This is a genomic window from Bradyrhizobium sp. SEMIA, from assembly GCF_014844175.1.
Classification (GTDB): domain Bacteria; phylum Pseudomonadota; class Alphaproteobacteria; order Rhizobiales; family Xanthobacteraceae; genus Bradyrhizobium; species Bradyrhizobium arachidis.
This window is the reverse complement of record NZ_CP046601.1, coordinates 9,223,150-9,247,848: the sequence shown is the minus strand read 5'-3', so window position 1 is coordinate 9,247,848 and position 24,699 is coordinate 9,223,150. Positions and strand designations below refer to the sequence as shown.

27 protein-coding genes and 1 pseudogene are annotated in these 24,699 nt (G+C 62.4%); 14 read left to right on the top strand and 14 right to left on the bottom strand.

Features of this window, described 5'->3' with window-relative positions:
- Positions 1 to 35: 35 nt before the first annotated feature.
- Positions 36 to 875, top strand: a complete 840-nt coding sequence (kynA, locus tag FOM02_RS44335) for a tryptophan 2,3-dioxygenase (protein ID WP_027557656.1) — start codon at positions 36 to 38, stop codon at positions 873 to 875.
- Positions 876 to 883: 8 nt separating this feature from the next.
- Positions 884 to 2,086 (top strand): kynureninase, encoded by a 1,203-nt coding sequence (gene kynU / locus FOM02_RS44330; protein ID WP_027557657.1) that lies wholly within the window; start codon positions 884 to 886, stop codon positions 2,084 to 2,086.
- Between the two features lie 148 nt (positions 2,087 to 2,234).
- Here kynU and FOM02_RS44325 read toward each other — a convergent pair whose 3' ends face one another.
- Positions 2,235 to 3,050: a cobalamin-binding protein gene (locus FOM02_RS44325; protein ID WP_027557658.1), complete on the bottom strand. Its 816-nt coding sequence runs from the start codon at positions 3,048 to 3,050 to the stop codon at positions 2,235 to 2,237.
- 118 nt (positions 3,051 to 3,168) lie between these two features.
- On the opposite strand from FOM02_RS44325, the gene FOM02_RS44320 reads away from it, so the two are divergent.
- Complete coding sequence (locus tag FOM02_RS44320) at positions 3,169 to 3,567, top strand: PaaI family thioesterase (protein ID WP_027557659.1); 399 nt, start codon at positions 3,169 to 3,171, stop codon at positions 3,565 to 3,567.
- 152 nt (positions 3,568 to 3,719) lie between these two features.
- Positions 3,720 to 4,331, top strand: coding sequence for a GNAT family N-acetyltransferase (locus FOM02_RS44315; RefSeq protein WP_027557660.1), 612 nt, complete (start codon positions 3,720 to 3,722; stop codon positions 4,329 to 4,331).
- A gap of 77 nt (positions 4,332 to 4,408) precedes the next feature.
- On the opposite strand, the gene FOM02_RS44310 is transcribed toward FOM02_RS44315, so the two are convergent.
- Both FOM02_RS44310 and FOM02_RS44305 read right to left on the bottom strand, forming a co-directional pair.
- Entirely contained in the window at positions 4,409 to 4,714 is a 306-nt protein-coding gene (locus FOM02_RS44310) for a hypothetical protein (protein WP_015686575.1), read from the bottom strand.
- 95 nt (positions 4,715 to 4,809) lie between these two features.
- Positions 4,810 to 5,496, bottom strand: coding sequence for a DUF2161 domain-containing phosphodiesterase (locus FOM02_RS44305; protein ID WP_027557661.1), 687 nt, complete (start codon positions 5,494 to 5,496; stop codon positions 4,810 to 4,812).
- Between the two features lie 126 nt (positions 5,497 to 5,622).
- Here FOM02_RS44305 and FOM02_RS44300 point away from each other — a divergent pair, with 126 nt between their 5' ends.
- Entirely contained in the window at positions 5,623 to 5,970 is a 348-nt protein-coding gene (locus FOM02_RS44300) for a GrlR family regulatory protein (RefSeq protein ID WP_027557662.1), read from the top strand.
- On the opposite strand, the gene FOM02_RS44295 is transcribed toward FOM02_RS44300, so the two are convergent.
- Complete coding sequence (locus FOM02_RS44295) at positions 5,967 to 6,647, bottom strand: SDR family oxidoreductase (protein WP_027557663.1); 681 nt, start codon at positions 6,645 to 6,647, stop codon at positions 5,967 to 5,969. The genes FOM02_RS44300 and FOM02_RS44295 overlap by 4 nt on opposite strands.
- Positions 6,648 to 6,766: 119 nt before the next feature.
- On the opposite strand from FOM02_RS44295, the gene FOM02_RS44290 reads away from it, so the two are divergent.
- Entirely contained in the window at positions 6,767 to 7,558 is a 792-nt protein-coding gene (locus FOM02_RS44290) for an SGNH/GDSL hydrolase family protein (RefSeq protein WP_051377923.1), read from the top strand.
- Here FOM02_RS44290 and FOM02_RS44285 read toward each other — a convergent pair.
- Entirely contained in the window at positions 7,503 to 8,261 is a 759-nt protein-coding gene (locus tag FOM02_RS44285) for a tyrosine-protein phosphatase (RefSeq protein WP_027557664.1), read from the bottom strand. The two genes, FOM02_RS44290 and FOM02_RS44285, sit on opposite strands and share 56 nt — an antisense overlap.
- Positions 8,262 to 8,331: 70 nt before the next feature.
- Here FOM02_RS44285 and FOM02_RS44280 point away from each other — a divergent pair, with 70 nt between their 5' ends.
- Positions 8,332 to 8,658 carry an MliC family protein gene (locus tag FOM02_RS44280; RefSeq protein ID WP_027557665.1) on the top strand — a complete coding sequence of 109 codons (327 nt, stop codon included), beginning with the start codon at positions 8,332 to 8,334 and terminating at the stop codon, positions 8,656 to 8,658.
- Positions 8,659 to 8,769: 111 nt separating this feature from the next.
- On the opposite strand, the gene FOM02_RS44275 is transcribed toward FOM02_RS44280, so the two are convergent.
- Entirely contained in the window at positions 8,770 to 8,973 is a 204-nt protein-coding gene (locus tag FOM02_RS44275) for a DUF2735 domain-containing protein (RefSeq protein ID WP_027557666.1), read from the bottom strand.
- Between the two features lie 536 nt (positions 8,974 to 9,509).
- Here FOM02_RS44275 and FOM02_RS44270 point away from each other — a divergent pair.
- The 4 genes and pseudogenes from FOM02_RS44270 (at position 9,510) to FOM02_RS44255 (ending at position 13,000) form a co-directional block, all read left to right on the top strand.
- Positions 9,510 to 10,543: pseudogene (locus tag FOM02_RS44270) on the top strand (glutamine synthetase beta-grasp domain-containing protein).
- A gap of 199 nt (positions 10,544 to 10,742) precedes the next feature.
- Positions 10,743 to 11,444, top strand: a complete 702-nt coding sequence (locus FOM02_RS44265) for a GrlR family regulatory protein (protein WP_027557668.1) — start codon at positions 10,743 to 10,745, stop codon at positions 11,442 to 11,444.
- Positions 11,445 to 11,465: 21 nt separating this feature from the next.
- Positions 11,466 to 12,149 carry a substrate-binding domain-containing protein gene (locus FOM02_RS44260; RefSeq protein WP_027557669.1) on the top strand — a complete coding sequence of 228 codons (684 nt, stop codon included), beginning with the start codon at positions 11,466 to 11,468 and terminating at the stop codon, positions 12,147 to 12,149.
- A 32-nt stretch (positions 12,150 to 12,181) separates the two neighbouring features.
- Positions 12,182 to 13,000: a tetratricopeptide repeat protein gene (locus tag FOM02_RS44255; RefSeq protein WP_027557670.1), complete on the top strand. Its 819-nt coding sequence runs from the start codon at positions 12,182 to 12,184 to the stop codon at positions 12,998 to 13,000.
- A 1-nt stretch (position 13,001) separates the two neighbouring features.
- Here the strand turns inward: FOM02_RS44255 and FOM02_RS44250 are convergent, their stop codons facing one another.
- Positions 13,002 to 13,460, bottom strand: coding sequence for a hypothetical protein (locus FOM02_RS44250; RefSeq protein WP_027557671.1), 459 nt, complete (start codon positions 13,458 to 13,460; stop codon positions 13,002 to 13,004).
- Between the two features lie 105 nt (positions 13,461 to 13,565).
- Between FOM02_RS44250 and FOM02_RS44245 the strand changes: the two genes are divergently transcribed.
- The gene (locus FOM02_RS44245; RefSeq protein WP_007609497.1) at positions 13,566 to 13,715 is read left to right on the top strand and encodes a hypothetical protein; all 150 of its coding nucleotides are present in this window, start codon (positions 13,566 to 13,568) and stop codon (positions 13,713 to 13,715) included.
- A gap of 244 nt (positions 13,716 to 13,959) precedes the next feature.
- Positions 13,960 to 14,664, top strand: coding sequence for a GrlR family regulatory protein (locus tag FOM02_RS44240; protein ID WP_027557672.1), 705 nt, complete (start codon positions 13,960 to 13,962; stop codon positions 14,662 to 14,664).
- A gap of 94 nt (positions 14,665 to 14,758) precedes the next feature.
- Here FOM02_RS44240 and nhaA read toward each other — a convergent pair whose 3' ends face one another.
- Positions 14,759 to 15,991, bottom strand: a complete 1,233-nt coding sequence (nhaA, locus tag FOM02_RS44235; protein WP_027557673.1) for a Na+/H+ antiporter NhaA — start codon at positions 15,989 to 15,991, stop codon at positions 14,759 to 14,761.
- A gap of 293 nt (positions 15,992 to 16,284) precedes the next feature.
- Here nhaA and FOM02_RS44230 point away from each other — a divergent pair, with 293 nt between their 5' ends.
- Complete coding sequence (locus tag FOM02_RS44230; protein ID WP_028146315.1) at positions 16,285 to 17,607, top strand: adenylate/guanylate cyclase domain-containing protein; 1,323 nt, start codon at positions 16,285 to 16,287, stop codon at positions 17,605 to 17,607.
- A gap of 465 nt (positions 17,608 to 18,072) precedes the next feature.
- Here the strand turns inward: FOM02_RS44230 and FOM02_RS44225 are convergent, their stop codons facing one another.
- The 6 genes from FOM02_RS44225 to FOM02_RS44200 all read right to left on the bottom strand — a co-directional run bounded on the left by FOM02_RS44225 (position 18,073) and on the right by FOM02_RS44200 (position 24,597).
- The gene (locus FOM02_RS44225; protein WP_231164351.1) at positions 18,073 to 19,155 is read right to left on the bottom strand and encodes a transglycosylase SLT domain-containing protein; all 1,083 of its coding nucleotides are present in this window, start codon (positions 19,153 to 19,155) and stop codon (positions 18,073 to 18,075) included.
- A 428-nt stretch (positions 19,156 to 19,583) separates the two neighbouring features.
- Complete coding sequence (locus FOM02_RS44220) at positions 19,584 to 19,853, bottom strand: hypothetical protein (RefSeq protein ID WP_084334167.1); 270 nt, start codon at positions 19,851 to 19,853, stop codon at positions 19,584 to 19,586.
- Between the two features lie 663 nt (positions 19,854 to 20,516).
- Positions 20,517 to 20,840 carry a PilZ domain-containing protein gene (locus FOM02_RS44215; protein ID WP_231164352.1) on the bottom strand — a complete coding sequence of 108 codons (324 nt, stop codon included), beginning with the start codon at positions 20,838 to 20,840 and terminating at the stop codon, positions 20,517 to 20,519.
- A gap of 559 nt (positions 20,841 to 21,399) precedes the next feature.
- The gene (locus tag FOM02_RS44210) at positions 21,400 to 22,509 is read right to left on the bottom strand and encodes a tetratricopeptide repeat protein (protein ID WP_265441167.1); all 1,110 of its coding nucleotides are present in this window, start codon (positions 22,507 to 22,509) and stop codon (positions 21,400 to 21,402) included.
- Positions 22,502 to 23,143 carry an adenylate/guanylate cyclase domain-containing protein gene (locus FOM02_RS44205; RefSeq protein WP_265441166.1) on the bottom strand — a complete coding sequence of 214 codons (642 nt, stop codon included), beginning with the start codon at positions 23,141 to 23,143 and terminating at the stop codon, positions 22,502 to 22,504. Before FOM02_RS44205 ends, FOM02_RS44210 begins: the two co-directional genes overlap by 8 nt.
- Positions 23,144 to 23,403: 260 nt before the next feature.
- A complete protein-coding gene (locus FOM02_RS44200; protein ID WP_027557677.1) occupies positions 23,404 to 24,597 on the bottom strand; it encodes a succinylglutamate desuccinylase/aspartoacylase family protein in 1,194 nt (397 codons plus the stop codon).
- Positions 24,598 to 24,699 lie beyond the last annotated feature (102 nt).

Genomic DNA, 24,699 nt, shown 5'->3' with positions numbered 1-24,699 from the left:
AAGGGCAGGGATGTGATCGATCGGGAGGGATTGTCATGACGTCCAGCGATTACGATCCTGCAAGCGAAGGCGCCGAGACCGATTTCGCCCGGCGCATGTCCTATGGCGACTACCTGGCGCTCGATGCGATCCTCGGCGCGCAGCATCCGCTCTCGGAAGCGCATGACGAAATGCTGTTCATCATCCAGCACCAGACCACCGAGCTGTGGATGCGTCTCGCCATCCACGAGCTCAGCGCCGCGCGCCGCGCCATCGCCAAAGACGAGGTGCAGCCCGCGATGAAGATGCTGGCGCGGATGTCACGCATCTTCGAGCAGCTCAACAACGCCTGGGACGTGCTGCGCACGATGACACCGAGCGAATACACGCGCTTCCGCTCCCAGCTCGGCCAGTCCTCGGGCTTCCAGTCGCGGCAGTATCGGCTGATCGAGTTTTTGCTGGGCAACCGCAATCACGCCATGCTCAAGCCGCACGCGCACGATGCGGAGACGACGAAGCTGCTTGAGGACGAGCTCGCGACGCCAAGCCTCTATGACGAGGTGTTGCGGCTCGCCGATCGCAATGGGCTGAAGATGCCGGCGGCTGTACTGGCGCGCGACGTCCGCGAAACTCATAGTCTCAACGAAGGCGTGCTTCAGGCCTGGCGGATCGTGTACGAGGCACCGGAGACGCACTGGATGCTCTACGAGCTCGCGGAAAAGCTGGTCGATTTCGAGGACTACTTTCGCCGCTGGCGCTTCAACCATGTCACGACGGTCGAGCGCGTCATCGGCTTCAAGCGCGGCACCGGCGGCACCGGCGGTGTCAGCTATCTCAAGCGCATGCTGGAGGTCGAGCTGTTCCCCGAGCTCTGGCGCGTGCGTACCATTCTCTAGAGATGTCCATGACCAAGCTTCGCGTCTACGACGACACCAGGGCGCTGTTTCATCTGCCCGACGGCGTGATCTATCTCGACGGCAACTCGCTCGGGGCGCTGCCGCTGGGCGTCGCCGAGCGCGTCAATCGTGTTATCACGGACGAGTGGGGCCATGAGCTGATCCGCGCCTGGAACACGGCCGGCTGGTATGCCCAGCCGCGCCATGTTGGCGATCGCATCGCGCGGCTGATCGGCGCGGAAGCCGGCTCGGTGATGGTCGGCGACACGCTGTCGCTGAAGGTCTATCAGGCGCTCGCCGCCGCGCTCGATATGAACGCGTCGCGCAAAATCGTCCTGTCGGACACCGGCAATTTCCCGACCGATCTCTACATGGCCGAGGGCCTGATCGCGACGTTCGGGCGCGGCCATCAATTGCGCCTGGTGGCGCCGGAGCAGATCGAGGCCGCGCTGTCGGAGGACATCGCGGTGCTCTACATCACCGAGGTCGACTACCGCACCGGCCGCCGCCACGACATGGCCACGCTCACCGCAAAGGCGCATGCGCTTGGGATCGTCACGGTGTGGGATCTCGCGCATTCGGCCGGCGCGCTGCCCGTTGACCTCGCCGGCTGCGGCGCCGACTTTGCGGCTGGTTGCACCTACAAATACGTCAACGCCGGCCCCGGCGCGCCGGCCTTCCTCTACGTCGCGCCGCGCCATGCCGATGATGCACGCGCTGCGCTGTCGGGCTGGATGGGGCACGCAAAACCCTTTGCATTCGAGCTTGGCTATGCGGCTGCCGGCGGCGTCGAGCGCATGCGCGTCGGCACGCCGCCGGTGCTGGCGATGGCGGCGCTGGAGGCTTCGCTCGATATCTGGGATCGGGTTGATATTGACGAGGTCCGCGCGCGTTCGCTGGCGCTCGGTGATTTGCTCATCGCCGAGGTCGAACGCCGTTGTCCGTCTCTGAAGCTGGTGACGCCGCGTGCGCATGCGCGCCGCGGCTCGCAGGTCTCGTTCGCCTTCGACGGCGGCTACGCCGCCATGCAGGCCCTGATTGCCCGCGGTGTGATCGGAGACTTCCGCGCGCCTGACATCATGAGGTTCGGCATCACGCCGCTGTATATTGGAGAAGATGAAATCATCCGCGCAGCCGAGATCATCGAGGAGGTGATCGCAGGCGAGGTGTGGCGGCGGCCGGAGTATCAGGTCGTCAATGCGGTGACGTGAAAGGATCTATCACCGTCACTCTGAGGTGCGAGCTGGGCGGCGCCGACGCGCCGCTGGGCGAGCCTCGAAGGGCGACGGCCGAGCTGCATCGGGGCCGTGCATCCTTCGAGGCTCCCTGCACGGTGCTGCGCACCGCGCAGCTCGCACCTCAGGATGACGGCGACAGAGAGGCGGTGCTTGCGCGTTCACCCCACAGCGCTTTCACGATCGCATCCAGCCCGTCCGTTAGAGCCGCCGGCCCCGGCTGCAAAATGATCGTCGACTTGATCTCGACGATGCGATCATGCCGCACCGCCGGAATGTCACTCCACCCCTCACGCGCGCGGATACGGCCAGGGACAACCTTCTTGCCGCACCAGGAAGCAAGGATCACGTCGGGCGCGGCCTCGCGCACAGCCTCGGCCGTCACGATCCGATCCTTCGCGGCCTGCCGATGCCGCAGCTCCGGAAACACGTCCACGCCTCCGGCGATCTCGATCAGCTCGGAGACCCAGCCGATGCCCGAGATCAGCGGATCGTCCCACTCCTCGAAATAGACTTTTGGCCGGGACGAAGGGCGGGGCGTTGCGGCGATCGCGGCGAGGCGTTGCTCAAAACCTTGCGCGAGGTCCTCTGCGCGCCCATTCGCGCCAACCAGCGCGCCGAGCGTGCGGATCATCGCGAGAATTCCGGCGATGTCGCGCTGGTTGAAGACGTGGACATCGATGCCGGCGCGCACAAGGTCGGCGACGATACTGGCCTGGAGGTCGGAGAAGGCCAGCACGAGGTCCGGTTCCAGTGCGAGGACCTTTGGAATGTCCGCGGAGACGAAGGCCGACACCCGCGGCTTCTCCCGCCGCACCTGCGGCGGTCGGACGGCGTAGCCGGAGACGCCGACGATGCGGTCCTGCTCGCCGAGCAGGTACAGCGTTTCGACCGTCTCTTCGGTCAGGCAGACGACGCGGCGGGGCGGGAAGTGGCGCATGGGAGGAGCATATGCGCAAATGCGGGCTCTGATGTCACGGCGGCCATTACCTCGGACGTCATTGCTTTGCCGCGCGAAGCCATTCACCCTGAGACAACAAGAAATTGGGAGGACTTTGATGACGCCGCTCGAGAAACTTAAAGCGATGAAGATGCCGTTCGCCGAGCTCAAGGGCGTCGAGTTCGTCGAGGCCGATAGGGATCGCGTGGTGGCGCGGATGACGGTCCGCCCCGATCTCTGCACGCTTCACCACACCATCCACGGCGGTGCGGTGATGGCGCTGGCTGATTCCGTCGGCGCGGCTGCGACCGTGATCAACCTGCCCGAGGACGCCAAGGGTACGACCACGCTGGAGAGCAAGACCAACTTCATCGGCGGCGCCAAGGAGGGAACCACTGTTATCGCCACCGCGAGCCCGGTGCACCGGGGCCGGCGGACCCAGGTCTGGACCACCCGGCTGGAGACCGAGGACGGCAAACTGGTCGCGATCGTGACCCAGACCCAGCTGGTCCTGTAAGATTACGGGGCCTTGATTTTGTTAACGAATTAGTCGCTTCCGATGCCTCTAAGTTGGGCAGGTTCCCGTCTTGAAAAATTTGTTGCGACGCACAATATTGGAGGCCTAGGGATTCGAACGCCTCCTCGAGGGACACCAAGAGGAGTTTTGACGTGGTACTTGAAGACACCGCCCGCACGAGGTCCGTTCCGGGCTATGTGCGGACCCTGAGCCAGCAGGAAGAATTGCCGCTTCTGCGCGATCACCTGCTCAGGCTCGATGCCGCAAGCCGTCACGACCGCTTCAACGGTTTTCTCGACGACAGTTTCATCGAGCGTTACGCCGCCCGCTGCGCCGAGGACGGCACCGTGATCGTCGCCTACATCGTCGATGGCGTGGTGCGCGGCGCGGCCGAGCTGCATCCGCCGGAAGGTGATTCGCTGCCCGAAGTGGCCTTCAGCGTGGAAGCATCAGTGCGCCGCCAGAACGTCGGCACCATCCTGTTCAGCCGCCTGATCGCCGAAGCGCGCTGGAAGGGCTTCAAGCGCCTGCGCATCACCACCGGCGCCGAGAATCACGCGATGCGGGCGCTCGCCAGGAAGTTCGGCGCGCATCTGCAATTCCGCCATGGCGAATCGACCGGGACGATCGATCTCACCAAGACGACCGAAGACGAGCTCGCCGATCTCGCCGCCGCGCCGTTCAAGGCCGGTCGCGCGCTTCTCAGCTTCAACTCGACCTGCTGGAAGATCATCTCCAGCATGTACGGCAGTCGCGCCGCCTAGCTCGAAGAGCGGACGAATCAAAAAGCGGACCGGCAAAACCGGTCCGCTTTCGTATTTTGGGGTCGTGAAATGAGCGCTCAGGTGCCGGTGCGCTTGTCGTTGCCGAAGCGGCGAACGACGCGGCGTTCGACCACGACGGAGCGCTGCGCACCCTGTTCGCCGGCGATCACGCGCGTGGCGGTAATGCGGCTGTTGGTGCGGGCCTGCTTCTTCACCTCGGCCTGAACGACGTCGAGCGGCATGCCCATCAGCGCTGCGGCGATCTCGGCCTGCTGCTCCTGGTCGTCGGTGATGCCGACGGCGGCGAAGATCGCCTCGTCCAGGGTGGGCGGATCGTGGCGCACGCGCCGCGTGCCATATTTGGTATTCCAGTCTGCGCTCATAACGGCCTCATTTCGATGCCGGGATACCTAGTGCTACCGATGTTGCATTGCAATATGGAATCGGTGTGGCATCACAGCTATGCGCCGGTCGGGTGTCAGGGCGGTGACGCGACACCGGCGTCGACCCCAACACGCTGCTGTGGCCAGCGTTTCAGGGCTGCGTGCCCGGCCTCGGTCAGCCCGTAGATTCCCCGGTCGGCCCGTTCGAACCAGCCATACACATTGTTAAGCAAGATCTTGCCGGCATCGGGACAGCGCTCGCGCAATTCGCGCACGCGCCGCGGACCGTCGGCGAGCGCCGATGCGCAGGCGAGCGCCTGCTGGCGATACGCCGTCATGATCGGCGCGCGCGTGCTGCCGCCGAGCACGGGATCGCCCTGGCGGCGCTGATGCTCGGCGACGAGACGTGAGCGCACCTTCGGTTCGCGGCGCGGCGCCGCGGTCGGCGGCTTCACCAGCACTTCGACCTGGCCGCGATCGGTCACCCCGAGCATGCCGAAGCCGAGCCGGCGGCAGAGATTGCGATAGCGCGCATCGCTCTCGCGCCCCTTGCCGCGGATCGACATCTTGGCGGCGATCCAGACCTCATCGGCTGCCGATGCACGATCGACCGCCTGCAGGATCAGCTCGAGATTGAACGCGAGCTTGAGCTCGCCGATCACGACGACCGGCGGATCGCCGGCGCTGAGGCCGACGAGATCGCAGCCACCGATCTCGCCCTTCACGGTGAAGCCGAGCTCTTCGAGGAAGCGTTTGACGGGAAGATAGAGCGCGGTTTCCACGGGACGTCCGATCGGAGAATCAGTTGCGTGCAGTCTAGCCCGGATCAGACTCACCCTCCGCGTCATTTGATCGGGAACAGAAGGTGCGATTATGCTGCGGACGGGGACAGGTGGGCGGCTTGCGACATGACGATCAGGAACGGGCTCTATCACATCCGGATCAAGTTCCTGGATAGCATCGAGGGCGGCAATCAGGGCGTCATGGTGCTGCGCGACGGCACCATGCGCGGCGGCGATTCATTCTTCTTTGCGTATGGCAGCTACGCCTCGGCCAACGGCAAATGGAAGGGCGAGCTGACCAACGAGGAGCACTCGCCCTCGTTCGACGAGCGCCCGGTATGGGGCCGCAAGGTGGTGACCATCGGCTTCAGCGGCACCTATACCGACGAGACCGCCTATGGCGAGGGCATCGCGCTCGCCGGCAAGCAGAGCATCCGCTTCAAGGGTGATCTGCGGCTGCTGGTGCCGGACTAGACGCGCCCGCCGACCGGGATCAGCGCCCCCGTAACGCCGCTCGCGGCGTCGCTGGCGAGGAATAGGATCACCTCGGCGAGTTCTTGCGGCGTCACCCATTTCGAGAAGTCCGCCTTGGGCATGTCGGCGCGGTTCGCTTTGGTGTCGATGATCGAGGGCAGCACCGCGTTCACGGTGACCTTGCCTTTCCACTCGTTCGCCAGCGCCTCGGTCAGACGATGCACGCCGGCCTTCGACGCGGCGTAGGGGCCCATGCCGGAGCCGGCCTGGAGCGCGCCCATCGCGCCGATGTTGACGATGCGGCCGGCCTTCGAGGCGGCGAGATGCGGCAGCGCAGCGTGGGAGGCGTTGAGCGCCGTCAGCACGTTGAGCGCATGCATGCGCTGCCAGGTCTTGATGTCGCCGTCGCCGACCGTCTCGAAGGCGAAGCCGCCGGCGATGTTGATCAGCGCGTCGAGCCGACCGAAATGCTTCGCAGCGGCCTCGATCGCCGTCTTCGCCTGCGCAGCGTCGGACAGATCGATGCCGCCGATCTCGATGCGCTCAGGCGTTGCCGAAAATTGCGAGGGCGCATAGTCGATGCTGGCAATGCGCGCGCCGCGCGACTGCGCGGTCTCGGCGACCACCTTGCCGAGTGCGCCGAGCGCACCGGTCACGACAATGACTTTTCCCTGCACGAAACACTCCGTTCGTTCACTTCGGGCCGACTATTGCTCCGCTTGAATTGGACTTGCAATGGCGGCGGCTTCCAAACTGGGCTATAAATGCAACTTTAGATCGTAGAGGAGGTTGTTCCATGCCTGACAATTTTCCTGCCCTCGAATTTCCCGCTTCGATCGTTGATCTCAAACATCCGCTGGACAATTTCCGAGCTGCGTTGGCCGGAACCGGGCCCGTACGCATCGTGGCGATGGGATCGTCTTCGACGGCCGGACTCGACAATGTCATTGCCTATCCCGCACGGCTCGAACTGTATTTGAGAAGACATTTCAAGGACCACGATCAGCGTCCGAACATCCGGATCGACGTATTCAACCGGGGCAAGGGCGGCGAAGAAGCGAACCTGGAAGTGCCTCGGTTCAACGACGACATCTTTGCTGACAATCCATCGCTTGTGCTTTGGCAGGTTGGAACCAACGCCGTCTTTCGCAAGGAACAGTTCAACTTCGATGAGGTGGTCGGCAAGATCGCAGAGGGATTGAAACTCCTGCACGACCATCCGACCATCGATGTCGTGCTGATCGATCCGCAATACACGACGGCCATGCTGTTCGACGACAACGCCGAGCTGGCCGAAAAGATGGTTTCAGCGATCCGAACCGCTGCGCAAGACGCCAAGGTCAACCTGTTCCAGCGGTGGGCGCTGATGCGGCACTGGCACGTCTCCAACAAGGCGTCGTTCGAGCAGCTCGTTGCCCCGGACGATGATCTGCAGCTGCACCAGAGCGACTGGAGCACAATGCACATCGCCCGTGCCCTTCGTTCGGCGATCCTCAAAGCCACCGGAGCCACGAAAAAATGCGGGTGCTTGATTACGACTGCAGATAACGCGCCCGCAGCGCCTCCTGCTCCGGTGGGCCAATCCTGAGCCCATCGCGCAAATAGGTTTCGAGGTCGCCATATTCCTTGCCGACGGCTTCGAAAGCCGCGGCAAGATATGACGCCTCGACGCTGCCGATGGCATTGCGCACATCCTCGGGCAGGTCGATGGCGGCCAGCGCATCGCGCTTGTAGTGTTGGTTGGTCAGCAAATAGTCCTCGGCAATGACGTCGTCGGGCACGCCCAGCGTTTGCAGGATCAGCGCGCTGGCAAAGCCGGTGCGATCCTTGCCGGCGGTACAATGGATCACGAGCGGCGCACGGTCTTCCAGCAGATGGCCGAACAGCGTGCGGAAGCTGTGTGTGTTGTGGCGGACATAGTTGCGGTAGGAGTCGCGCATGATCTCGCTCGCGACCGGCGCGGTCAGTCTGCCCGCGACGAGCTCGGCGCGTAGCGCAGCGACCACCGTCGGCTCGATCGGCAGCGAATGCACGGTGATCTCCTCCACCACACAGATGTCGGCCGCGCGCTCCTCGACGCCGCGAAAGTCGAACGCGCTGCGCACGCCCAGTGCGCGGATGATCTCGACGTCGGCGGCCGTGAGCTGGCCGAGATGGTTGGAGCGGAAGATGTGCCGCCAGCGCGTGGTGCGGCCGTCGGTGGTCGGATAGCCGCCGAGATCGCGAAAATTGCTGGCGCCTTGCAAGGCGAGGTGACGGGCAGGGGAGTGCTTTAAGGAAGAGTCTTGCATCGGATCAGCTTGGGTTATGGTTCCACTGGACGCACGGCTGGCGTCCTTCAAGTCTATCACGGGGGCGATCATGGACCGGCACAAGGCCATTGTTTTGGCGATCACCATGTTGGCGGGCGGAGTTTCCGGCGCGCGGCAGGCCGACGCGCAGACGTTCCGGACCTACCGCTGCGCCGATGGTACGCAATTCATCGTGGGGTTTTATGACTACGACAAGCGCGCCTTCCTCCAGATCGACGGCGAACCGGTCACGCTGGCGAAGCGGCTCACGCTGTCTGGCGCGCGCTATTCGGGGGCAGGGGTGACGCTGAAGATTGGCAAGACCGGAGCGACCACGGTCAAGCACCTCAAGCGGCCAGTCACGGCGTGCGCGGTAATCGAAAGACCTCAGCTCTAGACGGGAGGCCACCCGGAATCAAAAAGGGTCGAAACACCGTTGTTTCGACCCTTTTTCAAACTGCCGCCGGTCGCTCGAGAGAGCGCGGCGGTATCAACCCTGCCACAGGCATTAGCGGTCCCATTTTGGCTTGGCTTCGTCGACCGCGTCCTGGTGATACCAGCTGTCGCTGCAGATCGAGACGTTCGCGGGAAGCGAAGCCTGATCGGCGGGAAGGCGGGTCTCGCCATAGCGGCGTCCGGCGAGAGCTGCACGGCCCCCGACGGGAAATTGATAGATCTTTGCAGATCCCTGACTCAGACCATTGTTCATCATTGCGATTTCTCCTTGGTCAAAGCGCCTTGGCCTCCATGGTGCGCCCGACTCGTTCGATTGTGGTTACTGGAATCCCCATATCGGCCGCGCTTCCCGAATTGGAAAGTGCCCAAGAGGAAATCAGTTGCAGCCTAATTTGTGGGCAAGCGACCCTCTGCACCCCCTAAGGCACCGTCGGGATGATCAACGCCTGTGCCATTCCAAAGGTTGCTAGGCAGGGGCCCATCGCTTTACGAAAATTGCCGGACGTTGATGCGCGTTTGATCGGCAACCTCCGGCGACGGTCGGCATGCTTCAGAATCGGGCGTTTTCCGCGGGATTTTTGCAGTGCAGCTTCACGCGAAGGTGCGCGCCTATGACGCACGTCGCTGTGGACAGTCCGCCCCCAGCGGGCCGAGGCCGACGGTGGTGGAAAACCTCCCGGGCTGCGGCCATTTGGCACGCAACGTGCTTATAAGGCGGCGGCCGATGATGGCCGGGTACAAACGTGCGGGGGCTCTCAACCCCACCTTTCGCATCATCTACAGAGAGGCTCAATGACCAAGTATAAGCTCGAGTACATCTGGCTCGACGGATATACGCCGACTCCGAACTTGCGCGGCAAAACCCAGATCAAGGAATTTGCGTCGTTCCCGACGCTCGAGCAGCTTCCGCTCTGGGGCTTCGATGGCTCCTCCACCCAGCAGGCCGAAGGCCACAGCTCCGATTGCGTGCTGAAGCCGGTCGCCGTCTTCCCGGACGCGCGCGCACCAACGGCGTGCTGGTGATGTGCGAAGTCATGATGCCCGACGGCAAGACCCCGCATGCGTCCAACAAGCGCGCCACCATCCTCGATGACGCCGGCGCCTGGTTCGGCTTCGAGCAGGAGTACTTCTTCTACAAGGACGGCCGTCCGCTCGGCTTCCCGACCGCCGGCTATCCGGCGCCGCAGGGCCCGTACTACACCGGCGTCGGCTTCTCGAACGTCGGCGACGTCGCCCGCAAGATCGTCGAGGAGCATCTCGACCTCTGCCTGGCTGCCGGCATCAACCATGAAGGCATCAACGCGGAAGTCGCGAAGGGCCAGTGGGAATTCCAGATCTTCGGCAAGGGCTCCAAGACCGCTGCCGACCAGATGTGGATGGCCCGCTACCTGATGCTGCGTCTCACGGAGAAGTACGGCATCGACATCGAGTTCCACTGCAAGCCGCTCGGCGACACCGACTGGAACGGCTCGGGCATGCACGCCAACTTCTCGACTGCCTATATGCGCGAAGTCGGCGGCAAGGAGTATTTCGAGGCGCTGATGGGCGCGTTCGAGAAGAACCTGATGGACCACATCGCCGTCTACGGCCCGGACAACGACAAGCGTCTGACCGGCAAGCACGAGACCGCGCCCTGGAACAAGTTCAGCTACGGCGTGGCCGACCGCGGTGCTTCGATCCGCGTTCCGCACTCCTTCGTCAACAACGGCTACAAGGGCTATCTGGAAGACCGCCGTCCGAACTCGCAAGGCGACCCCTACCAGATCGCTTCGCAGATCCTGAAGACGATCTCGTCCGTGCCGACCGACAAGAAGGCCGTGGCCTAACATCCTCCCGGTCCGGGCTGGGGGGCTGGCCCGGGTTGGTCTTCAATCCGCCGGAGCAGACAAGCTCCGGCGGATTTTTCATTTTGATGACGTCCATCATTTGCGGTCTGCCGGTCATGCCGGCTTGAAATCTGTCCACCGCCGCCGAAACCGGGATAGAGTGCCAGCGGGATGCGCGCGAGGGCCGGGGACACGGCTGGTGTTTGAAGGCTTCTACAAGGTGCGGTTTCAACTCGGCGACGCGGTCGGCCGGAGCGTGATGCATGCCGGCCACGGCAAGATGCTCGGCGGCAACTCGGCCTTCGCCCATATCGGCACCTACAAGAAGACTGACGACGGCGTCGACGTCGTGATCAAGACCGTCCGTCACAACCCCGACCCGAACTACCGCGCCATGGCGGGCACCGACGATGCGACCTTGCTCGCCAAGGGCTGGGCCGAGGGCAATCTCTATCGCTTCAAGGGCGAATTGAAGGAGCTGCCGGGCGTGCCATTCCAGTCGGTGATGACGCCGATCACCGAAGACGAGGTCCCCATCGCCGGCGGTGTCCGCGAGGGCGGCATCGTCGACGGGCTCTATTCGGTGCATCTGCGCATGCTCGACGGCGTCGACGGCGGCCTCACCGGCGTGATGCTGCTCAAGGGGGGCCGCATCCTCGGCGGAGATGCCGCGTTCTACTATCTCGGCAGCTACACCGCCGCGAACGGCCGCTGGAAGGGACAGATCCTAAACCAGGAGCACACGCCCGCGAAGGACGATCCGATCTTCGGCGGCCACGAGGTCGGCATCGGCTTCTCCGGCCGCTATGACGGCGAAGAGGCGGTGCTGGAGGCGACCGCCCTTGCCGGCAAGCGCAGCCTGCGCCTCACTGCCGCGCTCAAGCTGATGCACCGCGCCTGATCGCACCCTTAGGAATTGCCCATGGAAACAATTCGCATGCTCTCGACGCTCGGCCTGATGGGCGCGATGCGCAGCCTGTCCTCCGCCTTCGAGGCCGCCAGCGGCAGCCATGTCGATGCGGACTTCGCGCCGACGCTTGCGCTGCTCAAGCGTCTGCGCGACGGCGAGGCCGCCGATCTCGTGATCCTCACGCGCGAAGGCCTCGACGAGATGATCGGCGAGGGCCGCGTGATCGCTGGCAGCGCAGCCGATCTGGCGCGCTCCTTCGTCGGCATCTCAGTGCGGGCAGGGCAGGCCCATCCCGACATCGCAACTGAAGCCGCGCTACGCACGACGCTGCTCGCGGCGCGGTCCGTCGCCTATTCGCGGCTGGGCGCGAGCGGCGTCTACTTCGCCCAGCTGATCGTGCGGATGGGGATCGCGGAGAAGATCAACGCCAGGGCCACCATCGTCGAGCAGGGGTTTACGGCGGAGCGGCTCGTCAGCGGCGAGGCTGATCTTGCCGTGCAGCAGATCAGCGAGCTGAAGCAAGTTGATGGCATCGAGGTGGTCGGCGCGGTCCCGCATGAGCTGCAAACGCCGGCCGTGTTCTCCGCCGGCCGCATCGCCAGCGCGCAGCATGCGGAGGGCGCGGATCGTCTGCTCCGCTACCTGTCATCGCCGGAGGTCGTGCCCGTGTTGCGCCAATCGGGACTCGAGCCTTGAATTTGCCGGGGCGGGGACGCAACGTGGCGTTCATGCGAACCTATTTCCTTGCCATCCTCTTGACGCTCGCGGCGCCGCTGGCGGCGCATGCGCAATCGGCTGATCTCGTCCTGTGCGACAGGGTCGCCGCCGATCCCAGCGATCCCGACAAGCCGGCCGATGTGAAAGGCGTGACTGATATCGCGCCCTCTGACATCGCGACCGCGATCAGGTTTTGCAAGCAGGCCGCGTCATCCTCGCGGCGGGCGATGTTCGCGCTCGGCCGCGCCTATGCGGCCAACCGCCAGACGAACGAGGCGATCGCTGCCTGGCGCAAGGCGGCTGAGAAGGGATCGAGCGCGGCGATGGTCGAACTCGGCGTGGCGTATGGCACCGGCGCTGGTGTCGCCAAGGATGAAGCACAGGCGCGAAAACTGTTCGAGAAGGCGGCGCAATCAGGCAATCCCCGCGGCGTCAGCAATCTCGCCGCGCTCGGCGGCTCAACCGGCACGCCGGCCGATCCCGCGCAAGCGCGCGCGCTGCTCGGCAAGGCCGCCGAGACCAATGCGGAGGCGCAGTACCAGCTCGGCCTGATGCTGGCGAGCGGCAATGGCGGCGAGAAGGACGACGTCGCGGCGCGCGCGCTGTTCGAGAAGGCGGCGGCGCAAAACCATCCCGGCGCGCTGGAGCGGATGGGCGCCTTCGCGCAGGAAGGCCGCGGCGGTCCCAAGGACAAGGACGCTGCAAAAGCCTATTACGAGCGCGCCGCAGCTCTCGGCGACGAGGACGCCAAGAAGGCGCTGGAGCGGCTGCGCTGTCCCTATGCGATCAAGAACAAGCAGGGCCAGCTCGTCACGACCCTGTGCTTCTAGCTCACTTGTAGTAGTAGGCGACGTTGTTGCGGGCGTCGCGATAAGTCGTATCGAGAAAGTCCGGATATCGAGCGGCCGCGCGCGCGACCGCGCGCACGACGCATTCCCAGAAATCACCGTTCCAGTTGAAGTGCTCGAAGGTGGCATCTTCGAACTTGACGGCGGTGATGATGGCCCGCCGGATCGCATCGTCATCGGCGCGCGGATGGGCGCGCTTGAGATAGCCGAACATCGGCCCTTCATGGGCGTGGTCGCGGTCGTAGCGGTATTTCTCGGACATCTGCTGCGGCGTGAGGGTGCGATTGATGCGGACCTCTTCGGCGGTCGGGCGCCCCTCGATCGAATTGAGCCGATAGCGCCAGCGCCACAGTTCGAAGGCGGCATCGAGCAGCGGCTGCTTCGCCGCGCTGGCGATGAATTCTCCGATCTGCTGTTCGGCTGATGGCTCTGTCTGGGTCATGCCTCTTTGTCGCGCGCCGGCGCCAACGGGTTCGACCGAGCTTCGAGCGCAAGGAACCAGCGCCGGTGCGGGCCGTTGACATCGCAACGAGCGGGAGGTGCAGCCATGATCCGCAAACTCGCATCCGGCGAATATCGCCTCTATTCACGCAAGGTGAATCCCAAGACCGGCAAGCGCCGCAACCTCGGCACGTTCAAGAGCCGCGCGGCGGCCGAGAAGCACGAGCGCGAGGTGCAATACTTCAAGCGTCATTGAAGCGCGACCCGCCGCGCGAACAAGAAAATCGAAACAACCCCATGCACAGTAGCCAGGCGGTTGAAATCGCCTGATACGGATTTACCGAATTAAAACTTGACCCGTCGGGCAAAACAGGGGCATGATGGCACCATGCCTGAGTGGGTTCCGCGAGCCGCCCTGCGCGGAAAAGCCGGATGGCCTTGGTCGGGCGCCGGTGCTAGGTAGCCCACGATTCTTTTTTTGATTTTGCGGGTCGATGACATTGCTGGACGGGCTCTACAAGGTTGAATACGGCGTTGGCGGCGCCTTCGGCCGCAGCATCATGTGCATGCACAAGGGCAAGCTGCTTGGCGGCAATTCCGCCTTCGCCCATCTCGGTTCCTATGAGGTCAGGGACGGCGTGATCGAAGGCGAGGTCATCACCGAGCGCCACAACGACGATCCCAATTACAAGCCGTTGATGGGCACCGACATCGCTGCGATCAAGGTTCGCGGCCGGACCGAAGGATCGACGATCCTGTTCGAGGGCAGGGCGGAGCCGATGCCGGGCAACGTGTTCTGGGCCAATCTCGCGCCGCTCGACGACGAGGCTCTGCCGCCGCGCGGCACGGTCGGTCCCGACGGCATCGTCAACGGGCTCTACGCCATCCACATCCGCGCGCTCGACGGCGTCGATGCCGGGCTCTCCGGCGTGATGCTGCTGATGGACGGCCGCATCCTCGGGGGCGATGCGTTCTTCTACTATCTCGGCTCCTATTCCTCGGCGGACGGCCGCTGGAAAGGCGAGATGCTGAACCAGGAGCACACGCCGGCGAAAGACGACAATCCCGTGTTTGGCGGTCTCGAGGTCGGGATCGGCTTCTCCGGGACCTGCACCGCCGACAGCGGCGAGCTCGAAGGCATTGCGCTCGCCGGCAAGCGCAGCCTGCGCCTTGCGGCGTCGCTCAAGCTGATGCGACGGGCGTAAGCTACGGGTGGTTTCGTCGCGTCCGCTGTGCTGTCACAAGGCGACGTTGAAGTCGTGCATCTGGATGTCGGTCTCGGGCCACAACCGGACCCCTTCATCGTTCACCCTTTTGTTGCCGATGAGCGTATTCCGCCCCCCATCCAAGGCCCAAGGTAACAGAGATAAGCGAGCCGAACAGCACGCCAAACTTCGACGCATCCAATAACTTTTCGTCCGTGAACGCGAGCATGGCGATGAAGATTGACATGGTGAAGCCGATGCCGGCTAGGAGCCCGATGAGGCAGACGCCCGACCATGAGACATCAGGCGCAAGGCGGCACCAACCGATGCGCACCGCAAGCCATGTCGTACCGATCACGCCGATCGGCTTGCCCGCGCACAACGCAAGCGCAACGCCTAGCGTCACGAGCTGAGGGCCACCTGACAGCTCCATGCCCTTGAAGCTGACCCCCGCATTCGCCAGCGCGAAGATCGGCATGATGACGTAGGCCACCCACGGATGCAGCGCCGTCTCCACGCGGATAACGGGCGGCAGGATCTCGGGACGGAGCGACCACACCGGCGTGATCAGGCCAAGTACGACCCCTGCCAACGTCGGATGAACCCCGGTCATCAGAAACCCCGCCCAGACGATAAACGCCGGCACGACATAGACATAGGCAGAGCCAATCCCGAGGCGCTGAAAGACGAGCGCCATGACAACGCCGAGCGCCGCGACCGCGAGGCCGCTGGGATCGATTCCGCTGGTGTAGAACAGCGCGATAATGAGCACCGCGATGATGTCGTCGATGATCGCAAGCGCCAGCAAAAAGACTCTGACGTTGCCTGGAATCGATTTTCCGAGCAACGCCAGCACGCCCACAGCGAACGCGATATCGGTGGCGGTGGGTATCGCCCAGCCGTGGCCGCGCCCCGGAACGGCGTTGAAGCTCAGATAGATCAGCGCTGGAACGACGACCCCGCCGAATGCCGCCAGCACCGGCAAGATGGCTTGGTCGAACCGGCTCAGCGTGCCCTCGTGGATCTCGCGGCGAATCTCCATGCCGACGACGAGGAAGAACACCGTCATCAGCGCGTCGTTGACCCAGAAATGCAGCGGCTCTTCGAAGGCAAATGCGCCGAAGCGAAGTGGAATCGGCAAGTTCCAGAGATCATGATACGAATGAGCAAATGGCGAATTGGCCCACAGCAATGCAGCCGCCGCGGCCGCGAGCAGCACAATCCCGCTGATCGCCTCGACATGTAGGAAGTGCTGGAGTGTCGCGAGCGCTCGCTCAGCGAGAGATTGGGACCCTGAAGGGTTTCTGCCGGGCCGCTGATCTGTCATGGGCACACGCATCCTGCGTGGCGGCCCGACCATCGCTTAACCTGTCACTGCTTCATGCAGTAAGCACCCGTCGTCCTTCTACACAACAGAGCCGAGAACGCAACTGCGATGGTAATGGTTCAAAAGCCAACGTGGCGCACCATGCCGCGATTGGTCCGCTAAGGGCCAAAATCCGACGTGGAACGAGCCGTCGGAATGTCCCGCTCTTGATCGAGAAATGAGGGCGCCGACTAGCGACGTGTGCTAAATAGTGAAAGCTTCAATTCCGATCGCATCAGCCAGAGTGGTTAGTGATGCTTCCCGAAACCCGATACGCCAGAAGCGGCGAGGTCCATATCGCGTATCAGGTCATTGGGAACGGTCCACTCGATCTTGTCTGGGTACCGGGATTTATCTCGCATGTCGATCATGTTTGGGATGAACCTCGCTGGGCCGGCTTCATGGAACGGCTCGCCTCCTTCGCTCGCTTGATCTGCTTTGATAAGCGCGGAACCGGGTTATCAGATCGGGTTACGGCAATTCCTACGCTTGAGGAGCGAATGGATGACGCGCGTGCGGTGATGGACGCGGTCGGTTCGAAACGCGCAGCATTCCTCGGCATTTCCGAGGGCGGTCCGATGTCACTGCTGTTCGCTGCCACATATCCTGACCGCACCCTTGCTCTGATGCTCTATGGCTCTTATGGGCTATTTTCGACGGCCGTGATGTCGCCGGATAAACTTGCCAGTTTCTTGGAAGAGGTTGAACAGTCATGGGGGAGCGGAGCGCTTGTTCCCGGGTTTGCACCGAGCCTTGCCCAAGACAGGGCGTTTCGCAACTGGTGGGCGCGCTTCGAGCGCCTCGGCGCCAGCCCGTCGGACGTGAAGACACTCATGCGGATGAACAGCGAAATTGATATCCGCGGCGTCTTACCCGTCATTCACGTACCCACGTTGATAATGCACAGAACAGATGACCCGCGGGTGGATGTCGAGGCGAGCCGTTATCTGGCCACACACATTGCCGGTGCGCGCTACGTCGAGTTGTCGGGAAGTGATCACCTGTTCTGCGCAGGAGACTCACAACGCATTCTCGACGAGATAGAAGAGTTCTTGACCGGGTCGCGCTCTCATTCCGAAATGGAACGTTGTTTAGCGACTGTATTGATCACCGATATTGTTGGTTCGACAGAGCGCGTGTGTTCCCTTGGCGACCGCGAATGGCGCCACCTTTTGGTCAGGCACGACTCGAGCGTGCGTCGCGAGATCGCTCGATTTCGTGGCAAGGAAATCAGGACGACCGGCGATGGGTTTGTTGCAACGTTCGACGGTCCCGCCCGTGCAGTACGTTGCGCCGCGGCTGTCCGTCAAACCGTGCGCGACCTGGGCCTGGAAGTTCGGGCCGGTCTGCACACCGGAGAGATAGAGATTTTGCCGAATGATATTGGCGGGATTGCCGTACACGTCGCAGCTCGCGTTGCTCAACTGGCTGCCCCGGGGGAGATCCTAGCGTCGAGTGTGCTCAGGGATCTGGTTGCGGGTTCTGGTCTCTCCTTCGAGGATCGTGGCGTTTATGCGCTCAAGGGACTGGCCGAAGGGGTGCGGATCTTCGCTGCGCGGTGTACTTCAATCGTGTAGGCGGCGAACGTGATGTCCGCTCGGGGGCAATCGCTGACAGTCGGCGGGCTTTCCTAAAAGGTCGGCTGAGGGCCAGAAGGCGAAGTCCCAGTGCCTCTCGGAATACCCTCCGCAAACAAGGTCAGCCCAGTGTCGCTTCGATGGACCGACGCGACGTTGGCGCATGGCTTTTGAGTTTGCATCAAGCTGCACAGCCTCGGTCAAAAGCTGACTGCTGGCGAGCTTCGCTGCAACGTCAGCAACGGGCCAGAAGCGGGCGTGATTGCCTGTGAATAATCTAAGAGTCCGGGCCGTGGAGCGGCACTGGTCGAGGTGTTGGGTCGGTCCGGCCGCCGGAGCCGAACAACCACCCAGTCTCGTAGCGGAGCGCGAACTTACCCGGCGCCGGAAACTAGATTGCCGACACAGCATCTCGACGAAACGAATGTGGACCCAGAGGTGTGCGTGTGGGTAGTGCCAGCCGTCCTATCTCGCGCGTTCGGCCGCCGCAGTTAGCACAGGATAGCGGGCATAGAGCGTGTCGACGCGGTCCCGCCACATTGCCACGAACGCACCCGAGGTGAGACTATCGACCGACTTCCATTCGCGTTTGACCGCAGGCAGCGTGTTCCCCCAGATAGCGCGCTTGCACCATCGCTCGCCCTTCGCCGAGCCCTCCCGGGTTGCGCACATCGACTTCCAGGCAATCCGCTGCGGACTGCTGATGTGTTGGGCGGCTCCTTCCCAGCCCTGCTGGTGGATCAGGTAAAGGTCGGAAAAGGTCGGCTTCTTGTGCGTCATTATTTCGAATAGCGCAGCCTCGCTGAGAAACTTGTAGGCCGCACTCATAGCGTTGTCGCGAGGATTGAGAATGTCGCCCGATCCGTATTTGCTGAACTCATACTTGCTCAGCTGGAACAGGCCGATATAGGAGCCGGTGCGTTGCTTGGGATTGAAATCGGATTCGATTTTGGCGACCGCCTTCATGAAATTGACATCGACATCGAACGCTTCGGCTGCACGTTCGATCTCCTGGACGGGCGTTCCGAGCGGAACGCCGCTCAACGCCGACAAGGCGATCTTCGCGGGTTTCTCCGGCGGCGGAATTTCCGAGTAGACGTAGTATTTGAGATACGACGGTTTGCCTTCGGCCGGATTGGGCGAAGCAACGGGCGGCCCGTCCTGCTGTAGCTTTGCCGAGTTCTCGGGCGGCGCTGCCTCAAGGCTGGCGACCTGCAACATTGGCTCTTGAGAAGTGGTTACATCGGATGGCGGCACCGAGTCCCGGGCCGCGGCGCTGAATCCCGCCGCAACGATCGCATTAGCCGATAATCCTGTATCGAATTTCGTTTCGATGGCCGGGGCCGGAAACGCGGCGCCGGCATTTGTCAGGACCGCCGTCACATTCGGCGGGATGCCGCTGAATGCATCAGCCACTCTTGCATTCGGCGTTGCGGCGCTTGGGCGCGGTACCGCGAGTTGACCAATCGCGGCAAGCGAAGTCGCTGTCAACGCACCAGCGATACAGCCTGCCTGCCAAATCTTCAGTGTCGCCAGCCGCGCGGCCACGGTTCCCCCAATCGATCCAACCACAGATCCCCAATGTTCAGCCCGGGCCCTGGATCGATTTATCTTTTGGATTTGCCACAACGAAGGCGTGAGGTCAGACGGCTCGCATTTCTCACTGGCTGTTGCGGCAAAGACGCACTCGACAGCGCTGCTGACCAACTTCGGAACGATTTTTCCGTCTGTTTGCCTCGTAAGCGAACGCCGTGTCAGTTGAGCTGCAAGCCGCATCCGCACCACAGTACCGATCATTGCGATGGCGGTTCCGCTGTATCGGCGTCCTCAGGGTCATTGGCTGCTCTGGCCAGCATGCATGCCACTGTTGGGGTCACCTTCAGGAAGCAGGTCTCCAGCGCTCTGAGCCAAGGTCAGCACGGGCCACAAGCGGACGTGAACAAGCTGATGCCACGGTCGGGACGGCCAATCGGTCGTCAAATCCATCCCGCGAGGGCGCCAAGAAACCAACCACTAAAGAAAGAAACAACAAGCAAGAGGAGATCGGTCGTGGTGAAGGGACCGACGCCTTGACTGCCTTGAGCACGTTCAAAGCCGATCAGTCCCAGCGCAAAAACTCCCGCGCAGAATACGGGCCAAATTGCTGCTAAGCGTCCTCGCGCGTCGCGCGATAGAGACCTGGAGCGACGAAACGATACCGCGGCACTCAGGACAATCACGACAAGACAGGCGGTGAGGAGGTACATGGACATTATCCTTCGCGCGTTGCCGTTTTACTGGCCGGCTCCAAAGAAAGGCTTGCCGAGCAGATCGAAGTTTATCAATCGCGGTACTGGTTGATATCCGTAACCGCAGCCGATGCGGACGTCGTCTGCTTTGGCTCAATCGCCTGACTTTGGGCAAGCGCCGCTCTTTCCAGCTTGCACCTCCAGACATGATCAGACCGTCTCGGCCCGCTGCAAACGGGGCGAGGAGCGGACTTGGCAAACTTGCTCCGATAAGAAAGATGCCACACTCAACTTGAGGATCGGTCTATGGCGATAGACAAACGAGCTTCTCGTGTCTGGCGCGGTCGCGTCAGAGATATTCTGAACCAGCAGTGGGATCCGATTGGCGGGTGCCCTGCCGATGAATACGATGGCTATGTTGGTACTATCGCTGCCATGGTTCGCGACAATACGACCGATGAGGGAAGTATCTCGAATGGGCTGAGTCCGTACACCTGGGCTTTGGCTGGTTCGACCCCGAGCGCGCTAGGACGGTCATCGCATCAATAAGAGCACTTGGTACGGCGCCGTAGCTTGGGAGGCGTCCCACGAACTTCCGCTACGGGTCAGAAGTTGACCGTCGGAGAGCCCGGCAGCTTGGTCTGCAACGGGCCAACAGCGGAAGCCAGGCCCGTCCCAACGTCACACGATCTGGCGAACAAGTCGCACCACGTTTGCGGGTTCGCCAGAATCGTTCGCCAATTTCGGCGAGCGACGACGCAGGAGAAAGGAAACGCCGCAAAGCGTCGCCTTTCTCCACACGACGCGGCAGATGAAAATTCCGGAATGGCCTTCGAACGACAGCACAAACTCATTCGCAAATATGTAGTACGGCGTGGAGATACAGGCCCCCAGGGCGCTTATGTCGCGCACCACGCATGGAGGCGTCCCACGAATTCCATCGAATGACAGCCGCGCGGCCCGGTTGATCGGTATGCGCTCCATTGCTCGACGTTCGATCATCATGGCGAGATGCTCCGGGTGAGAAGGCTACTTCCCATCGAACGACCGCAGCGATTGCGTTCGCGCTCCATGAGTCAGCTTCCCGGTCCCGCCGACGTCCGGAAAACGGCAACATCTGCAACGTTGATTTGCCCGGCTCGCATTAACAAGCAGTCCTGTTGTCTTATTAAAATTGGATCGAAGTCGATGGTTAACTCGCACGCTTGACGCCGACCCGGCAGGCGGATGTCTGTGCTTTCGAGGCAGGCGGTCGGCTTCCCCGTAGCGCATGGATGCCGCCTTTGGCGCGCAAATGCACGACCAGCAATCTTGCTCAGTTGGTTCATCTGACGACCGCCAACCGTTCTCGACCGATGGACTGAATCGTATGTTTCGGGTCCCTTGCAGGCGTCGCGGGAACGAACGCCAACGCAGCTATGGGTCACAAGCTGCCCTTGGCGGGCTGCTTCACCTTGGTCGGCTCATCTCCCGGAAGAAGACTTTTCGGCTCTCCGAGCGAAGGTCAGCAACGTGCACCGCAGCAAATTAACCGCTCTTCCATCACCTCATCGCAGTTGGAGAGCTACTCGGGCAACCCCGCTTTCCGAAGCCCCTCAATCATCAGCTTCGCGTTTGATTGCCCGCCCCGCGCGATGAACGCTGATATTGTAAAGGCGGGATCGAACTCAAGCAGACGCGCCACCGCCTCATGGGCCTCTGTCTCGCGCCCGAGATGGGCGAAAGCGGACGCGAGACAGCAGTAAGCTGGCCAAAAGGAGGATTTCTGGCGTTGGGCTTTCTTGCCTGCGACGATGGCCTCGTCAAAGCGACGAAGCTCGATCAAGGCTATGCCCATCCCGACAAACGACGGATGTAGCAGCGGATCTATTGGGTTCATGCGAATGGCACGTTCGAAGCTCTGGACCGCTTCCTGCGGTAGTCCCGCAGCTCTACAGACCCAGCCTCTGGCCGACCATGCGCCAAATGAATTGGGATTGAGCGCGACCGCCCGGTCTGCCATTTCGGGCGCACTTTCAATATCGCTGACCATGAACGCCGAGATTACAGCAGCCGCTGCTAACGTGTCTGGATCACTATCGTCGAAGCTCAATGCCAAGCGAGAAAGCCGAACGGCTTCCCTGCGGTCGAATTGGGGATCGTCAGCATAGCCGATAATGACGTTTCGCATGTAACAGAGACCTGCCAGAGTCGCGGCACCGCCGAACCGAGGGTGCAGTTCCAAGGCGCGGTGAGCCAACCTGATCGCCTCGGCCAACCCTTCGCGGGTCGCCATGTAAGACTGCGGCAGAGCGCGGAGATAATAATCATACGCAGTGAGATTCTCCGGCCGCCGCCGCGCCGCCAATGCGATTTCTGTTTGAATAATCTTTGGCTGAATGGCCGAGACGACGGCGACCGTCACTTCGTCCTGAAGCGCGAAAACGTCTGTCAGGTCGCGCTCGAACCGATCCGCCCAGATGTGCGCCCCTGTAGTCGCGTCGATCAACTGCCCTGCAATGCGAACTTTCCCTGAGGCCTTGCGCACAGACCCCTCAAGGACATAGCGGACGCCAAGCTCGCGTCCCACCTGCTTCACGTTCACCGCCTTGCCCCTGTAGGTAAAGCTGGAATTGCGGGCGATCACGAACAGCCATTTGAACCGCGAAAGCGCCGTAGTGATATCCTCAACCATCCTGTCCGCAAAATACCTGCTCGGGGTCGCCGCTCATGTTCTCGAACGGCAGCACGGCGATGGAGGGTATGTCCGGAAGTGGTGGGGCAGCACTCAGCCTATCGCTTAGCGGGCTATGCGCTCCCGCGCGTATAGCAAAAGCGCGGACTGGCCTGGCGATGTTCTTGAGAGGCTGTTCGCCCCGGTCCTCGAAGCCAACGTCCAGCTTGCCTTCGACTTCGCTATACACCTTTTCGGAGATCAGGATGCCGCTCGGATCGGCGACCCCCTCCAGCCGGACCGCGATGTTGATCCCGTCGCCAAAAAGGTCGCCGTCAGCCCCGACGATAACCTCCCCGAGATTGACCCCAATGCGCAGCTTAAGGGAGCTTCGGCCCGACGCGATCCTTTCCTGAATCTCCACCGCACATCGCACCGCAGCCGACGGACTTGCGAACTCGGCCAAGGCGCCGTCGCCCGTGGTCTTGATCAGTCGCCCGTCGTGGCGGGAGAGGCCAGGCTCGATTACTTCGCGCTTCAGCCGCTCGAACTCGGCGTAGGTGGCTTCCTCAGCGCGTTGCATCAACGCAGAGTAACCGACCACGTCGGCAGCCAAAATCGCCGCTAGTCGCCTTTGAACCCGCTGCTCGGTCACAACGCCCTCCGAACGGCCAGACTTGCCACGGCGGTAGACGGGAAAAGTCTAGCACTTTGCAGAGGACCGTGAGCGATAATTGCGGGAGAGAATGAGCGTGCGTCACCTTGGAGGTCCGCTTCGGGTCAATAGCTGACAGTCGGCGGGCTTTCCTAAAAGGTCGGCTGTGGGGCCAATAGGCGACATTGACCAGGGACGAATGAGCCTCGTGAGCGGCCACAGTGAAGGTCGCGTCACCGTGCCCGAGGTCGATGCAGCAACTACTCGGGATAGACCTGAACGTCCTTCGGCCCCGGCTTGTTGAAAAGGATGAATACCAAGGGGTTGCCCGGCTCGGACATTGCGTCGCTGCGCTGGCCCGTTATCTCTCCGGCTACGGCACTTATGTACTCCGCAACCACCTCGCCGAAGCTATTGCGCTGGATGGCAACCTTCTGTCCGGCTTTGACCTTGTCGTTGAGTTTGACCAAATGCTCAACGAGACCGCCCGCGGTGGCCAGGATCGGGTATGCGCTGTCTCCGACAAAGACAGTCACGTTCTTTCCTGTACGTCCCATTGGCCCGGCAACGATGCCGTGATGCTTGAGGACGTTCATCGTGCCTTCGACGAAGAGCGAGATCATCTCGGGATCCAGGACGCGCGCAGCGCCGATTTCCGGCGTGAAGGACGGGATGCCCACGTCCATAAACGCGTTGTGCAGGACGCCGGGATAGACATGATTGTCGAAAATCTGGCTGACGGGATAGAGCTCCACCATCGCCTTGACCTCGGGCACATCCATCCCGCCAATATTGAATGCGGTGACTTCGAATCCGGTTGTCCCTGTGTGGAAGTCGATCGCGAAGTCGGCGTTCGGCCGCAGCAGCCGGTTGAACAGAAGGCCGGCGTGTCGGCTGGGTGCGGTGGCGCCGTTCTCGTTCCCGGGCCACTCCCGGTTCATGTCGATCAGATCGACGCCTCGGCCCTGATTGGGCCATCTGCGCTGCATGCTTTCCAGGGCCGGACGGGACACGTCGGTGACCGCCATGACCGTGCCCGACATCTGCGCCGGGTCGAGTTGGCTCATCACGGTCTGGACCGTATGCACAGAACTCATCTCGTCGCCATGCACGCCACTGGTCAGGACGCCGCGTTTGCCCGGCTTTGCTCCCTTGGCGACCGTCACAGACACATACCAGTGCTGTCCGGTTGGCATCTCAACGCCCTGAAAATACAGAAGGTGTTTCTTGCCGGGCTCCAGGTCGTTGACGTCGAGCGCGCTGACGACCTTTTTGCCTTCGATAACATCGCCGGTATAGACCGTTCTTGATGCCGGATTTGCAGGGGGTGTCGCCGCGCCCTGGGCATTCGCGGCACCAGCGTTGACGACGATGGCGGCCGCGGCGCCGACCGTGGCAACGGATGCCATCATGAGATCGCGGCGATCAATGCCTTTTGCAGACTTGTCCGGCATGATGGGGTCCTTCGTGATTGTGAAAGGCAGCTGTCGTTGTGAAGGCAAGTTCGTACGACGGCACGGCATGCACATTGGTCGCAAAATCCCACGGGACTTCAA